The following is a 14,113-nucleotide window of genomic DNA, read 5'->3' on the forward strand; positions in this document are numbered from 1 at the left end:
GGATGGGTTCACAGCGCCCTCGCGGAAACCTGCCCTAGCACGGATGCCTTGCAGACCAGTAACTGCGAATTAGTTTATTTGGAGAGTTTGGGTGCCTCACGTTTATGAAACACACGGACCGGCGATTTACCGGCAGTCGTTTGCGATTATTCGCAATGAAGCTGAGCTTGATCGCTTTTCAGCGGAAGAAGAAACGGTTGCGGTACGCATGATTCACGCCGCCGGGCTGGTGGAGCTGGCTGCGCATATTCATTTTCAGAATGACGTGGTCAATCGAGCGCGTTCAGCGTTAGAGCAGGGCGCACCGATTCTTTGCGATGCTCGAATGGTCTCCGAAGGCATTACCCGCAAACGGCTGCCCGCTAATAACCAGATTATCTGTACTCTTAACGATGAGCGCACCCCTGGCCTTGCCCAGGAAATGGCCAATACCCGTTCAGCGGCAGCGCTGGAACTGTGGCGGCCGCACCTGGAAGGCGCGGTCGTCGCCATTGGCAACGCGCCCACCGCGCTGTTTCATCTACTTAATATGCTCGAAGACCCAGACTGCCCGCGCCCGGCGGCCATTATTGGCTGCCCGGTAGGCTTTGTTGGCGCGGCGGAATCCAAAGAAGCGCTGTTGGCTAACCCCGCGCTGCCCAGCTGTATCGTGCGTGGCCGCCTGGGTGGTAGCGCCGTCACGGTAGCGGCCATCAACGCCATGGCGGATCGTATCGAATGACCCAAGGAACCATTTACGGAGTGGGTTTAGGACCCGGCAGCCAAGACCTAATGAGCGTGCGTGCCGACCGCTTGATCCGTGGTGCCAGCCATGTGGCCTATTTTCGCAAGCAGGGCCGCAGCGGGCATGCGCGTACCATAGTGGAAGGACTGATCGCCCCCGGTGCAACCGAGCTGCCCATGGAGTATCCGGTTACCACGGAAATTCCGTTTGACGACCCTCGCTACAATGAACTGCTGTCGGCCTTTTACGAACGTAGCGTGGCCCAACTGATCGAGATGGCGGAAGCGGGATGCGATGTAGTGGTGCTCTGTGAAGGCGACCCGTTCTTCTACGGCTCCTTTATGCACCTCTACACGCGGCTGCTGAACCGCGTGCCGGTCTCGGTGGTGCCGGGTATTACCGGCATGTCGGCGGCCTGGACGGCGACCGCGCAGCCAATTACCTGGGGCGATGACATTATGACGGTGCTGATGGCCACGCTGCCGGAAGAGACGCTGGCCGAGCGCATCGCCCAAACCGATGCACTGGTGGTGATGAAAATTGGCCGCAACCTGACCAAACTACGCCGAGCGCTGACGCATGCTGGCCGTGAAGGTGAGGCGTGGCTGATCGAGTACGCCGCCATGACTCAGCAGCGTGTGCTGCCACTGAGTGAGGTTGGCGAAAGCGTGCCTTACTTCTCGATTGTGCTGATTCATGGCAACGGGAGGCGGCCATGAGCGGTTGGCTGAAAATCGTCGGCCTAGGGCCGGGTGCCGATGCCATGATTACTCCGGAGGTTTCGGCTGCGCTGCTGGAAGCCACCGACGTGGTGGGCTATGTGCCCTACGTTAATCGCGTGGCACCTAGGGCTGGATTAGTCCGCCATGGCTCAGATAACCGCGAAGAGATTCGCCGGGCGGAACAGGCGCTACAGCTGGCGCTTGAGGGCCACCGGGTAGTGGTTGTCTCCTCTGGTGATCCTGGCGTGTTCGCCATGGCCGCCGCGGTGTTCGAGGCCTTGGAAGCGGGCGATGCCCAGTGGCGCACGCTGGATATTCAGGTTCTACCGGGCATTTCTGCCATGCTGGCCGCCAGCGCAAGCGTCGGCGCACCGCTGGGGCACGACTTTTGCTGCATTAATCTATCCGACAACCTCAAACCCTGGGCGCTGATTGAGAAGCGCCTGCGTTTGGCTGCCGAGGCCGACTTCGCCATGGCGTTTTACAATCCGCGCTCCAAGGCACGGCCGGCGGGTTTTGAACGAACGCTAGAGGTACTGCGGGAAGCCTGCGGGCCGGATCGATTGATAATCTTCGCCCGCGCGGTTTCGACCCCCGAAGAAGCGATTCGAGTCACCACGCTAGGGCAAGCGACGCCGGATATGGCGGATATGCGCACGCTGGTCATCGTTGGTTCCCAGCAAACCCGCTTGATTGAACGCAGTGGCGTGCCGCTGGTTTATACGCCGCGTTCCTCCCAGTGAGTATGAAAGGGGTGAGGGCAGGTTGATGCGAGGGTCTTTTCCCATGGAGGGGAAAAGTAGCGCCCAAGGACGGGTTTACAGCGCCCTCGCAGCAGCCTGACCTCGCTACCAAGATGTGCCGCTGATGTAGGGTTAAGTTAGCCAGTTGATAACCTCATCAACAGTATGAGCTTCAAGACGAGATGGCAGATGAGGCCGCTCGATCATCACAATGGGTAGGCCGAGCATTCTCGCCGCGCTAAGTTTGGACGACGCACCTTCGCCGCCAGCGTTTTTACACACAATGCGCTGTATGCGCTGATTTTTCAGCAGGGCGAGATCGCTTTCTAGGGTAAACGGGCCTCTATCAATCACACTGCTGATATCCGGCAGTGGCAACGGGCTGGTCGGCGGATCAACCAAGCGCAGCACATAATGGTGCTGAGGCTGGGCGGCAAAGGCGCTAAGGTGCATTCGCCCAATCGCAAGCAGCACCCGTTGGGGCGGGCCAGCCAAGGCGTTAACGGCCTCATCAATACTTGCCACGCTTTGCCATTGGTCGCCGGTAACAGGCTGCCAGGCAGGCCGGGTAAAAGCGGTGGCCTTTACATCGCACTGCGCCGCCGCGGCTAACACGTTGCGGCTCATCTGTGCGGCAAACGGGTGGGTGGCATCAACAATATGGGTAATGCGCTGCTGGGCTAAAAACGTAACCAGCCCATTAACGCCACCAAAGCCGCCAATGCGGGTGGGTAGAGGCTGGGGTTTAGGCGTGTTAACGCGCCCTGCGTAGCTAAAAATGGCGGGAATGCCACGCTTGGCAACAGCGCTAGCCAGGGCGCTGGCCTCGCTGGTTCCCCCGAGAATTAGGATTTTGATCATGGCTGAGGTTAACAACGCTCCCTGGCTTACCCTTTTAGGCTGGGGAGAGGGTGGCACACAGGGGCTGACAGCGGCAAGTCGACAGGCATTGGAAAGTGCCGAGGTAGTGTTCGGCGCACGCCGTCACCTACGCCTTTTACTGCCGCTAAACGCCGAGGTGATTGAGTGGCCAGTGCCCTTTGCCGATGGCATTACAAAGCTGCTAAACCAGCGTGGCCGCCGGGTGGTGATGCTGGTCTCCAACGACCCGTTCTGGTTTGGGGCGGGGACGACATTAGCGCAGCATCTCAGCGCAAACGAGTGGCAGGCACTGCCAGCCCCTTCCACCTTTAGCCTGGCGGCTGCACGTTTGGGCTGGCCGTTGGAGCGTTGCACTTGCCTGGGGTTGCACGCCAAACCGCTATCGCGCATTCGGCCTTACCTGCATGTTGGTAGGCGGTTGCTGGTGTTGGTAAGAGACGGCGCGGCAGTGACCGAGCTAGCGGCGCTGGTAACTAGCCTTGGCTTTGGAGATACCCAGCTAACGCTGCTGGAATCTTTGGGCGGCGATAGCGAGCGTATTCGCCATTGCCGTAGCGACGCCAGCTTGCCCGACGACATTGCCCACCCGGTTGCGGTAGGGCTGGAAGTTGCTGGTAACGGCCCCGCCTTGCCGCTGACGCCCGGCCTGCCGGATCATTTTTTTGACCACGACGGCCAGATTACCAAACAGACCATTCGCGCCATCACTCTGTCGGCCCTTGCCCCCATGCCCGGCGAGCGGCTGTGGGATATCGGCACCGGTTCAGGCTCCGTTGCCATTGAGTGGCTGCTCGCCCATACGGATAATCAGGCGGTGGGCTTTGAGCAAAACGCTGAACGGGCAGCGCGAGCGCGCAGCAATGCAGAGAACTTGGGCGTTGACTGGCTAGAAGTAAAACAGGGCCGCGCGCCTGACGTACTAAACGATACGCCGCTACCCGATGCGGTATTTATCGGCGGCGGGTTATCCCAAGCGCTACTAGACGATTTATGGCAGCGCCTGCCTGAGGGCGTGCGTATCGTTGCCAATGCCGTCACTTTGGAATCCGAAGCGCTGCTGGCACACTGGCAACAAAAAGCAGGCGGCGAACTGCTGCGTTTAGAGCTTGCCAACGCAGCCCCCATTGGCACGCGGCGAGGCTGGAAAGCCAGCTACCCGATTGTTCAGTGGCGGGGCGTTCGATGAAGCCATCAATATTGAGAATTGCAGGGTTTGGTTTTCGCAGTGAAGCCACGCTTGAATCGCTTGTTCAAGCGTTAGATCAGCTTATCGACCAGTACGGTTCTGTCGACAAGTACGGCCTTATCAACCGGCTGGCGGCGGCGCGTTCTATGTTGCCGTTGGTAGAAGAGCTAGGCCGAGTGCGTAATATTGAAGTCATCGCCGTAGCGGATGCCGAGCTATCAACAGTGGCAACGCTTACTCATTCAACACAAAGTTTGCAGGCACGCGGCACAGGCAGCGTTGCCGAGGCCGTAGCGCTAATAGCCGCAGGCCCGAATGCGAGATTAGTGGGGCCCAGGATCATTTCAGCGGATAGACAGGCCACCGCCGCCCTGGCGTTGTTAGAAGTACCAGAAGGAGCCACCGAATGACCGTACACTTCATTGGCGCAGGCCCCGGCGCGCCGGATCTGCTTACCCTACGCGGGCGCGACTTAATCGCCGCCTGCCCGGTGTGCCTGTATGCGGGCTCTTTAGTGCCGGAGCAGATTCTGGAACACTGCCCGGCGGGGGCAAGGGTGATTAATACCGCGCCGCTCTCGCTGGATGAGATTATGCAGGAAATCAGCCGCGCCCACGCCGAAGGCCAGGATGTCGCCAGACTGCATTCGGGGGATCTCTCGGTATGGTCGGCCATGGGCGAGCAACTGCGTCGCCTGCGCGAGCTGAATATCCCCTACAGCATTACCCCCGGCGTGCCATCCTTTGCGGCAGCGGCGGCAACCTTAGGTCAGGAGTTAACTCTGCCCGGCGTGGCTCAGTCGGTGGTGCTCACCCGCACGCCGGGTCGTGCCAGCGCCATGCCCAGTCACGAGACGCTGGCCAATTTCGCCCGCAGCGGGGCAACGCTGGCCATTCATCTCTCCATCCATAACCTTTCCCAGGTAGTCGAAAGCCTGACGCCTTACTACGGAGCGCAGTGCCCGGTAGCGATTGTATGGCGGGCAAGCTGGCCCGACGAACGGGTCGTGCGTGGGCGGTTGGCGACTATAGAAGGGCTGATCGATGACGCTATGCAGCGCACCGCATTGATAGTGGTGGGGGCAGTGCTTGAAAGCGATGATTTCCAGGAGAGCAGCCTCTACGCAGTGGGCTACGACCGCCGCTTTCGCCCTCAGTCGGCGGATTCGCCTTTTGCCACGGCAAGCCAAGACCAAGAGAGCGATTCATGATCACGCTATCGCTAATAGGCATCGGCACCGGCAACCTTGATCACGTCACCCTGGCCGCAGTGCGCGCCCTCAATAGCGCCGACCTGATCCTGCTGCCCCGCAAGGGTGAGGCCAAGTCGGATCTAATCGATCTACGCCGCTTACTCTGCGAGCGCCTGTTAGAAGAACCGGTGACTACCAAAATCGTCGAGTTCGATCTCCCCAGTCGCGATGATCATAATGATTACCTTAGTGCGGTAGACGACTGGCACGCTGCGATTGCCAGCGCTTGGGCGCAGTTGATGGATGAACATCTGCCCAATGGCGGGCGGGTCGGCATGCTGGTGTGGGGCGACCCTTCGCTTTACGACAGCAGCCTGCGCATTACCCAGCGGCTAAACGCTGCGGGTAAGCAGGTGGATGTCGAGGTCGTGCCTGGCATCACCAGCCTGCAGGTGCTCACCGCTGAACATAAAGTTCCTCTCAATGCGCTCGCCGAGCCAGTACAAATCACCACCGGCCGCCGCCTGCGCGAGCGCGGCTGGCCGAACGATGCCGCCACGGTAGCCGTGATGCTGGATAGCGGCGGGGCGTTTACCACGCTGCCATTTGACGACACCTACATCTGGTGGGGCGCCTACCTGGGCATGGATAAACAGTGCTTAATCAAAGGCTGGCTAAGCGAGGTCAGCGACCAAATCATCCAACGCCGCGCAGAACTACGCGACGCCCACGGCTGGATTATGGATATTTACCTGCTCGCCAAAAAGCCGGAAAAATAAACCCAGGTATCAATATGGAATATTTTTCCATAAAATAATCCTGCCTATTAAATAACCAAGTTATCAGGAGCGACTATGAGCTTTTACGTCTATCTTTCTGGCGAAATCCACACCGATTGGCGCGAAGAGATTCAGCGCGGCGCTGATGCAGCGGGCCTGGATATCGTATTTACCGCACCCGTCACCGATCACGACGCCAGTGACGCCGCAGGCGATCATCTGGGCAAGCCGGAAAATGGCTTCTGGCGCGATCATCAGTCCTCCAAGGTCAACGCCATCCGCACACGTACCATGATCGAGCAAGCAGATCTGGTAGTTGTGCGCTTCGGCGACAAATACAAACAGTGGAACGCCGCTTTTGATGCAGGCTACTGCGCCGCACTCGCCAAGCCCTACATCACCCTGCACAGCGAAGACATCGTCCACCCGCTGAAAGAAGTCGACGCCCAAGCCCAGGCCTGGTGCACCACGACAGATCAAGTCGTCGAAACACTACGTTACGTCCTAAAAGCCTAAGCGCACAGCGCCCCCCGCAACGTCGTCACTGCATTAGTGATGTTGTGGGAGGGCGCTTCAGCCCGCGATGATCCCGCCCCATAAACAACCCCGCCACTGAACCGTTACTCTGCTCAAGTGTTGTAGAAGGGCGCTTCAGCCCGCGAAGATCCAGCCACATAAGCAACCCCCGCCTCTGAATTGATACTCTGCCCTAGTGTTGTAGGAGGGCGCTTCAGCGCGCGATGATCGAGCTACATAAGCAATCTAGCCACCCCGTAGCGCGGCGTAACGCTTGGCGAGGAACGAGCCAAAAGGCACCCGCAGCGGCGGCCCGGCGCGATGGCAGCGTCAGCTGCCCAAAGTCTTCTCCAGCTCAATTTTTCTTCAAAGCCACGTGACCTAAGCCAAATTTATCAATAAAGTATGATTAAATCGTAAAAACGAGCCAGCACGCGAATTTTGGATATGCCAGCCATGCTGGATAAATAAATCTATAAAAACAGTGATTTGTGATTTTTTGGGGTGGCTAGATAACACCAATAAACGTGCTGACATGTTCAAGGGTGTTGTGCAGCAGGCTATATAATCACTGTTAGGATTTTCCATGAGCGAGTCATCTAGGAGATGGGAGGATTTTCTTAATCCTGAGATCCTCAAAACGAAACTGATCTCCGCTTCGATATATCTTGCGGCATTTGAGATTCTCAAGGACTCAATCATGGAGCGGATTGAGACCTTCTTCACCGATGGTTTTGGGCCGCAGGGCAATATTCTCTCGCCAGAGTATGAGACCGAGGTTAAATCCAGACACAAAAGCAAGGTCAGAGCCTCCCTCGAATGGCTGAAGGAGCAAGAAGCAATAACTGCAGAGGATATTGAAGCATTTGATAAGATCCGTGAGTCTAGAAACGAAGTTGCTCACGAAATGCCCAATCTTCTTGGAGGAGAGAGCTCTGTTAATTTTGCTCAGCAGTTCGAGCAGATGGTGGCCTTGCTGAGAAAAATCGAGGTTTGGTGGATTGTAAATTTCGAACTCGCTATCAACCCAGACTTCCGAGATGCTGAGATCGATGAAGGCGGAATTATTCCAGGGCCTCTCCTGACGTTGCAGCTAATGCTTGAGATCGCACTGGGCGACCCTGAAAAGGCATCCTATTACTATGACGAATTCCGAAAATGATCCAACAAATCCTAACCAGTGGCAGCCGTCGGAACGTTTTTCCGCTCCTGCGTCGCTCCAAAACGTCCGCTGTGCCAAGCGTTAGTTGCTTCAAGGAAGCCAATGCATGCAGAGAGTAGAGCAGGAAATTCGAGTCATATTTGAGAAGGCTGACCTAGGAACTTGGCCGGATGGGCAAGTGAAATGTGACATGTCGGGTGGATCTGTAGGTCACACCGGAAGCATCACCTCTGGATTGTTAAAAAGAACTAAAACTGATATTACCCAAATACTGGAAAAGCTTGACCTAGAGTACGGAGATGATTTTGGTAGTAAGCTTTTCGAGCTGCGCGAAGAATCTAAAAAAGAAAGCTTAGGTCCAATTTATCGCTGTAATATCAATGTGAAAGGAAAAAATATTGAATTTGAGTATTTTTGGGAAGGCAGCCCGTTCAATTTTCTATCTGAAGTCGAGCCTGATATTAACGGCAGTTTGCCAAATTTTATTTACGAAAAAATGTTCACTAAAGAGTTAATATCTTACGTAGATAAATGGGAGCTAGATTCAGCAATCTTTATGTTTGTACCTGCTCAAAAGCAGAGAAACGAAGATATACCAGAAGACCTTCTCGATATGTATGCATTAGTTGATTGGCAGTGCGATACCGATAATGGAGGTTTAAATCAATACTTTGCAAGGGATGTTGACTGCTTTGGTTGCTACAACAGAGAGGAGCTTTATCCAAGAGTTCTACGGGCAATTAAAAAAGTAAATCACCTTGCTGCAGAGATCTTATATTCAGAAGCAATGGCATTATATTCCCACTTTTACGATCGGGTGAATCGTGCAAGAGAGGCAATGGATATTGCATCAATTGAAAAACAAGAGGAAAGCGATATTAATGATAGATACTTTCAAATGTATGATGATTTGGAATCAAAGAGACGTGATTTCGTCAAAGAGAACGCAGAGAAATTTGCAGTCAACAACTAACACATATGAGCCTTCTGTCTGTCAATAGACCGTAGTATTTTTATTGGCCGCGTAAGCGGTCAATATCAAGTCCCTGAGCCAGTGATCCTACTTCATCTGTCATCGTTGGCTGTGAGTGGCTTACAGCAAACACCTATTGAGGCTCTCTTAACGTGGTGGTTTACCACTGCCAAACCGAGTTGCTCCTTGCAGGTGGATCTGGGGCACTAGACATTCATCGGTTAACCAGCATCTGTCCTATTCAAAAAGCGGGTTACTTTACAGTCCCAGTTAATTTCAGGTTCAGTGCCGGTGTAAGCCCACTCGCTCAGGGTGTTGATGCACGCCAGCAGGATGGATAATCAAAGCGACGGACTTTGAGTTGGGTGTAGAAGTCGGGTTTCAGATCTCAAGATCAGTCAGCAGACACCCTGTTCAGCACACTCCATGATGATCCAGTTAGACGTTGATCATCATCCTGCTGCATGACTAACTCGTTAAAAGCGTTGTTCATCAAATACCTTTTCGTTCTTTAACATGAAATAGACTGCACGCCCCAACTTGTGGGCCAGGGCCGATAAGGCTTTGGCTTTACCCATGCGTTTCTGGAAGCGTTGCAACAGCTTTTGTGCACCTGGATTACCGCGTAGATAAAGCACCGCAGCCTCAGAAAATGCCCACTTTAGATGGGCATTACCAATCTTGTTGCCCTGGGTGCCATAGGTCTTACCGGCCGATTCGGCTTTGCACTTGATCAGTCGGGAATAGGAGGCAAACTTCTGAACAGATTCAAAACGTCGAATATCACCCACTTCATATAGAATGGTGAGGGCCAGAATACGGCCAACGCTGGGAGTGGTTGTTAATAAGTGGTAGTAGGTCGGCTGATGCTTTTTAGCCTGCTATTCCAATAGCCATTCCACCTGGCTTAGTTCCCGGTGGTAGCACTCTAAAACGGCCATATCTAGATCGATATTGCGCTGAACAAGCGGGTCATCAAAGGTTCTGCCCAATTGTTCTCTGGCACTGACATTCTTTAAATTGACCTTGTTGGGTGGCAGGTTGTACTGACTCGTTGTGTTGGCAACATGAGCTTTGAGATCAGCGCCGTGGCGAACGAGCCCAGTTCGGCGGCGAAGCAGGTCACGGGTAGTTCGCATGTTACGTGGGTAGACATAAGCGAGGGGGAAGTTGCCACCGCGAATAAGCGCGGCAATTTTGTAAGAATCCACGCGATCATTCTTGGTTTTACCGCCATGAATGGCCTTCATATAAAGGGCATGACCGAGAATGAAAGCAATGCCGTGGTCTTCACAGAAATCAGCGACCCAGTACCAGCAGTGCATGCATTCGACGCCGATCACTAGATCATCCAGGTAGGTGTCGATTAGCCGAAATAGAGGTTCTGGGCTAGCGGGAATCTCTTTATGCAACAGGGTTTCTCCCTGTTGATTGAGGATACAGACATAAAGGCTTCTGGCATGTAGATCAATGCCACAGTAGTGACGATGAATGCTATTGTAAAAGTTCATTGAGTCTTCTCCTGCTAGGTTTGGTCGCCTTTTCAGCTTAGCCAAACGGGCTGAGCTGGGGGAGAAGGCTCAATGAGTATCAAGGCCAGGCACAGCGACAGCTTTTTCGTTGTGGCTTCGCCTCCACTACAAAGCCGCGCATGCTGGCGGCGTTATGGCTCCTAAGAGATTTCAGCATGAGCATTTTGGGTAAAGAGGTCATTGGGCGTTTTATAGATGTCACACGATATCCACACCTGAGTAGTTCTATACCAGATAGGCAGTTGGAAATAATTGAAGTGATCGAATCGAAAGAGACATCAGAAATTCGCTCAAGGTACGAACAATTTCTAGGTGGTATAAGTGCTGCACCGGCGGCCGTTACGCTCGGAGATGAAATGATTTTTATCGGGGATAGCACAAATAACGAAGGTTGCGTGTACTACGTAGACATAGAGTTTGGTGTATTTAAGCTCCATGAGTCCATGGAAGAATTTCTGAATGCAATTAAGCCATAACAATCGCAGGCACAGGGACAAAATTTCCGCTGCGCTCCAATTTTCCCCGTGCTGCGGGTGTTACATTTAAAGGAGAGATAATGAGAAAGCCTATAGACAGCGCAATTTTCTTGGCTGCCTGTACAGCTCTTTTATATTCTTGGAGCACTGCGAACTATCATGGATTTCTGATAGCAGCGAGCTTGGATTCGGACATGATGGAACGAAGCTTCCATCAAGTAATATACGGTGGCCTAATTATATCGTTTGGCCCTATTATTTTAATGCTAATTGTAGCTTCGCTTTCATTGTTTTTCTGGTCTCATGCTGTTCTTCCCTCATATATTGACTGGGTGAGAGGTAGTATAAAATCTAAACGGCGAGTTATAAAAATTCGCCGATACTGGATAGGAAAGAGGGTATCATCAGGCATAGAAGATCAAGAAAAACGTAGGTTTAATCGTGTTGCACTTTACTCATTGGCTGGCATGGCATTCATACTTAGTCTTGTGTATTTCGAAAATAAAGGTCAGCAGCAAGCAAAGGAAATTATTGATAGGCATATGGCTAACGATAACAGTCCCGGCAGCATGGTTACTGTTTTGATTAATAAGAGCGAAAAGAAACTTCGCTATCTTGGTTGTGGAGCAAAGAACTGCGCTGGTATCGAGCGAAATACTAACAAGGTATATTACTTTTCTCAGTCTAGTGGCTACAGCTTTACCTATACACGTAAAAATGTAACAAGTGCGTCAAACGGATAAATTTTCCGTTGCTTCACACTTCAAATTTACCGCTTACGCAGGCGTTGAGCCTGTAGAAAAACTCCGCTGACGACTAAGTTTTGGTAGGATCGAGGAAACATACGAGGAGTGGTCAGCATGCCGCGCTTCAAGGCTTATAACTACGATCAGAACGCCATGGTGGTGATCAACTACCAAGATCAGCTCCGGCCAGGCACCTTTAGAACATGCTGTGCACTACCTGATCGAGCATAAACTCGACTTGTCAGTTTTCCATCCCCAGTATCGCAACGACGCGACCGGACGGCTGGCCTATGATCCTGCTATCTTGTTGAAGATCATCCTGTTTGCTTACTCAAAAGGCATCACCTCTAGCCGTGAAATACAGTGGAGCTGCGAGACCAATATTATTTTCAAAGCCCTTTCTTGCGATACCGTTCCCCACTTCACCACACTGGCCAGCTTCGTCAGTCGCCATGCCGATGAGATTGAAGCGCTATTCGAACAAGTGCTGCTGGTGTGCCATGAACAAGGCTTATTGGGCAACGAACTCTTTGCCATTGACGGCTGCAAGATGTCCTCCGATGCCTCCAAAGAGTGGTCGGGCACGTTCAAAGAATTGGGCGAGAAACGTGAGAAACTGAGAGGCCTGATTCGGCATCACCTACTGGAGCACTACGCGCGTGATGAGGCCGAGACGGAGGCCGATCTGGATAGGGATATCCGGCGGGCCAAGACGATTCTCTCGCTAGATGCCGCCATGAACAAAGTGGATCGTTTCCTAAAGCCGCACAGCCCAAACCTGGTGCACCACCACCGGCCAAGTCGTCGAAACCCTGCGTTACGTCCTCAAAGCCTAAACCTTAACGCCTCCTGCAACACCGCCACGGAATCGATACTCTACCCAAGTGTTGTGGGAGAGAGCTTCAGCCCGCGATGATCTCGCCCCATAAACAACTTCCGCCTCTGAATCGATATTCTGACCTGGTGTTGTGGGAGGGAGCTTCAGCTAGCGAAGACTCAGCCACATAAGCAATCTAGCCACCCCGTAGCGCGGCGTAACGCTTGGCGAGGAGCGAGCCAAAAGGCACCCGCAGCGGCGGCCCAGCGCGATGGCAGCACTGCTGCCCAAAGCTTGCTCCAGCTCAATTTCTCTTCAAAGCCACGTGACCTAAGCCAAATTTATCAATAAAGTATGATTAAATCGTAAAAACGAGCTGGCACGCGAATTTTGGATATGTTGCCACGCTGGATTTATAAATCTATAAAATCAGTGGTTTATGATTTTTTAACGGCTAGATAACACCAATAAACGTGCTGACATGCTCCAGGGTGTTATGCGGCAGGCTATATAATCACTGTTAGGTTCTTATGCAAACTATCTACAAAGTACGACTTATGTTTGAGTGGGGTGGTGGTTGCATCTGGTGTGGTAATGATGCTGCACTCGAAAGATTTGATGTTGGACCTATCGAAGAAAAGTTATCGCTGTCAGAGGCCACGCTTCAAGAACTCGACACATTATCGACCTGGCACGATAAAGCACTTAATTGGGAATACCCGCCTGACCCAAGTCCTTGGAGTCAGGCGGAATTCAAGGAGTTTGAGGCGGCCGCACTGAGCATGCGGGCAAAACTACAAGCAGAGCTCGGGGCGAGCTTTGAGGTGATCTATGAGCCAATTCCCTGAATCAGCACCTAACAATCGCAGGCACGGCGACAGCTTTTTCGTTGCGGCTTCGCCTTCACTACAAAGGTGCGCGTGCTGCGGGCGTTAGCCAATCAGGATTCCTATGTCAGATAATGTTGATCAATTTTCAATTTATGCCGCTAAGGTGTTCGAGATTTTGTATGACAGTTTTCCCGTTCCGAGCGCTATCGACCGGCGGGAAGTAATCGCGGAGTATTTGACCTTCGACAATGATGAAGAGCTAAAAAAGCTAAAGATCGCGCGTGATTTTGCTGAAATAGTTGATCACGTAGATGACGAAGAGCTGAAGGCGAAGGCCAAGGAAAAGCGTCCCGCTATTGAGGCGCGACTTGCGGAACTAGAACGTGACCAGCGTAATGATGTAGACCGGCAAGAACGAATTTTTAATGGCACCCTAGATTTTCTCTGCTGGGAAGGCCTCATACGTGACTGTGACAGTGGGTATCAGCTCACGGCGAAGGGATTTTCGCACCTGAACAAATCGTTCAAAGGTGGCGAAATAGCTGATGAGCAGGACAGGAATATCTCTGTGTTGAAGGCGGTATTCAAAAAGTCGTCAGATACCTCACTTCAGGTTGCAGCGGGAACCATGGTCAATGTTTTAACCAAGGTTCTGGGCTATGGCTAACCAATGCAGGCACGACGACGCCTATTACATTGCGCCTTCGGCTCCATTCCATGGGCGCGCATGCTGCAAACGTTATGTGTTTTGGCGAAGGTCTACTTACGATCCAGAACAAGGATAAGTATCAGTTTTTCTCGGTTAATTCCTCATTGTAGCGGATTATGGAATG

General features: G+C 52.9%; 15 protein-coding genes and 2 pseudogenes. 15 read left to right on the top strand and 2 right to left on the bottom strand.

What is annotated here, in order from left to right; translation table 11 throughout:
• Positions 1 to 91 precede the first annotated feature (91 nt).
• From CEK60_RS04405 to cobJ, 3 genes are read left to right on the top strand one after another with little or no spacing between them, the layout of a single operon-like run.
• Positions 92 to 721 carry a precorrin-8X methylmutase gene (locus tag CEK60_RS04405; RefSeq protein WP_089037996.1) on the top strand — a complete coding sequence of 210 codons (630 nt, stop codon included), beginning with the start codon at positions 92 to 94 and terminating at the stop codon, positions 719 to 721.
• Entirely contained in the window at positions 718 to 1,443 is a 726-nt protein-coding gene (cobI, locus tag CEK60_RS04410; RefSeq protein ID WP_089037997.1) for a precorrin-2 C(20)-methyltransferase, read from the top strand. Before CEK60_RS04405 ends, cobI begins: the two co-directional genes overlap by 4 nt.
• Positions 1,440 to 2,189: a precorrin-3B C(17)-methyltransferase gene (cobJ, locus tag CEK60_RS04415; RefSeq protein WP_089037998.1), complete on the top strand. Its 750-nt coding sequence runs from the start codon at positions 1,440 to 1,442 to the stop codon at positions 2,187 to 2,189. The genes cobI and cobJ overlap by 4 nt, the downstream gene beginning before the upstream one ends.
• 132 nt (positions 2,190 to 2,321) lie before the next feature.
• Here cobJ and CEK60_RS04420 read toward each other — a convergent pair whose 3' ends face one another.
• A complete protein-coding gene (locus tag CEK60_RS04420; protein ID WP_089037999.1) occupies positions 2,322 to 3,050 on the bottom strand; it encodes a cobalt-precorrin-6A reductase in 729 nt (242 codons plus the stop codon).
• On the opposite strand from CEK60_RS04420, the gene cbiE reads away from it, so the two are divergent.
• The 7 genes from cbiE (at position 3,049) to CEK60_RS04455 (ending at position 8,879) form a co-directional block, all read left to right on the top strand.
• The gene (gene cbiE, locus CEK60_RS04425; RefSeq protein WP_089038000.1) at positions 3,049 to 4,257 is read left to right on the top strand and encodes a precorrin-6y C5,15-methyltransferase (decarboxylating) subunit CbiE; all 1,209 of its coding nucleotides are present in this window, start codon (positions 3,049 to 3,051) and stop codon (positions 4,255 to 4,257) included. The two genes, CEK60_RS04420 and cbiE, sit on opposite strands and share 2 nt — an antisense overlap.
• A complete protein-coding gene (locus tag CEK60_RS04430) occupies positions 4,254 to 4,667 on the top strand; it encodes a cobalamin biosynthesis protein (RefSeq protein WP_089038001.1) in 414 nt (137 codons plus the stop codon). Before cbiE ends, CEK60_RS04430 begins: the two co-directional genes overlap by 4 nt.
• Complete coding sequence (gene cobM / locus CEK60_RS04435) at positions 4,664 to 5,467, top strand: precorrin-4 C(11)-methyltransferase (protein WP_089038002.1); 804 nt, start codon at positions 4,664 to 4,666, stop codon at positions 5,465 to 5,467. Before CEK60_RS04430 ends, cobM begins: the two co-directional genes overlap by 4 nt.
• On the top strand, positions 5,464 to 6,228 hold the full coding sequence (gene cobF / locus CEK60_RS04440; RefSeq protein WP_089038003.1) for a precorrin-6A synthase (deacetylating): 765 nt from the start codon (positions 5,464 to 5,466) through the stop codon (positions 6,226 to 6,228). Before cobM ends, cobF begins: the two co-directional genes overlap by 4 nt.
• 75 nt (positions 6,229 to 6,303) lie before the next feature.
• Positions 6,304 to 6,744: a YtoQ family protein gene (locus CEK60_RS04445; protein ID WP_009723617.1), complete on the top strand. Its 441-nt coding sequence runs from the start codon at positions 6,304 to 6,306 to the stop codon at positions 6,742 to 6,744.
• Positions 6,745 to 7,330: 586 nt separating this feature from the next.
• A complete protein-coding gene (locus CEK60_RS04450; RefSeq protein ID WP_089038004.1) occupies positions 7,331 to 7,906 on the top strand; it encodes a hypothetical protein in 576 nt (191 codons plus the stop codon).
• Between the two features lie 106 nt (positions 7,907 to 8,012).
• Positions 8,013 to 8,879: a DMP19 family protein gene (locus tag CEK60_RS04455; RefSeq protein WP_089038005.1), complete on the top strand. Its 867-nt coding sequence runs from the start codon at positions 8,013 to 8,015 to the stop codon at positions 8,877 to 8,879.
• Between the two features lie 476 nt (positions 8,880 to 9,355).
• Here CEK60_RS04455 and CEK60_RS04460 read toward each other — a convergent pair.
• Positions 9,356 to 10,390 (bottom strand): annotated as a pseudogene (locus tag CEK60_RS04460) (IS110 family transposase).
• A 176-nt stretch (positions 10,391 to 10,566) separates the two neighbouring features.
• Here CEK60_RS04460 and CEK60_RS04465 point away from each other — a divergent pair.
• The 5 genes and pseudogenes from CEK60_RS04465 (at position 10,567) to CEK60_RS04485 (ending at position 13,947) form a co-directional block, all read left to right on the top strand.
• The gene (locus CEK60_RS04465) at positions 10,567 to 10,887 is read left to right on the top strand and encodes a hypothetical protein (RefSeq protein WP_089038006.1); all 321 of its coding nucleotides are present in this window, start codon (positions 10,567 to 10,569) and stop codon (positions 10,885 to 10,887) included.
• 80 nt (positions 10,888 to 10,967) lie between these two features.
• Positions 10,968 to 11,630, top strand: a complete 663-nt coding sequence (locus CEK60_RS04470) for a hypothetical protein (protein ID WP_089038007.1) — start codon at positions 10,968 to 10,970, stop codon at positions 11,628 to 11,630.
• A gap of 117 nt (positions 11,631 to 11,747) precedes the next feature.
• A pseudogene (locus CEK60_RS22990) lies at positions 11,748 to 12,286 on the top strand (transposase); the annotation flags it as partial.
• A gap of 694 nt (positions 12,287 to 12,980) precedes the next feature.
• A complete protein-coding gene (locus CEK60_RS04480) occupies positions 12,981 to 13,298 on the top strand; it encodes a hypothetical protein (RefSeq protein ID WP_089038008.1) in 318 nt (105 codons plus the stop codon).
• Between the two features lie 103 nt (positions 13,299 to 13,401).
• A complete protein-coding gene (locus tag CEK60_RS04485) occupies positions 13,402 to 13,947 on the top strand; it encodes a hypothetical protein (RefSeq protein WP_089038009.1) in 546 nt (181 codons plus the stop codon).
• The last annotated feature ends 166 nt before the right edge of the window (positions 13,948 to 14,113 follow it).

Source organism: Halomonas sp. N3-2A (assembly GCF_002216165.1).
GTDB lineage: Bacteria > Pseudomonadota > Gammaproteobacteria > Pseudomonadales > Halomonadaceae > Vreelandella.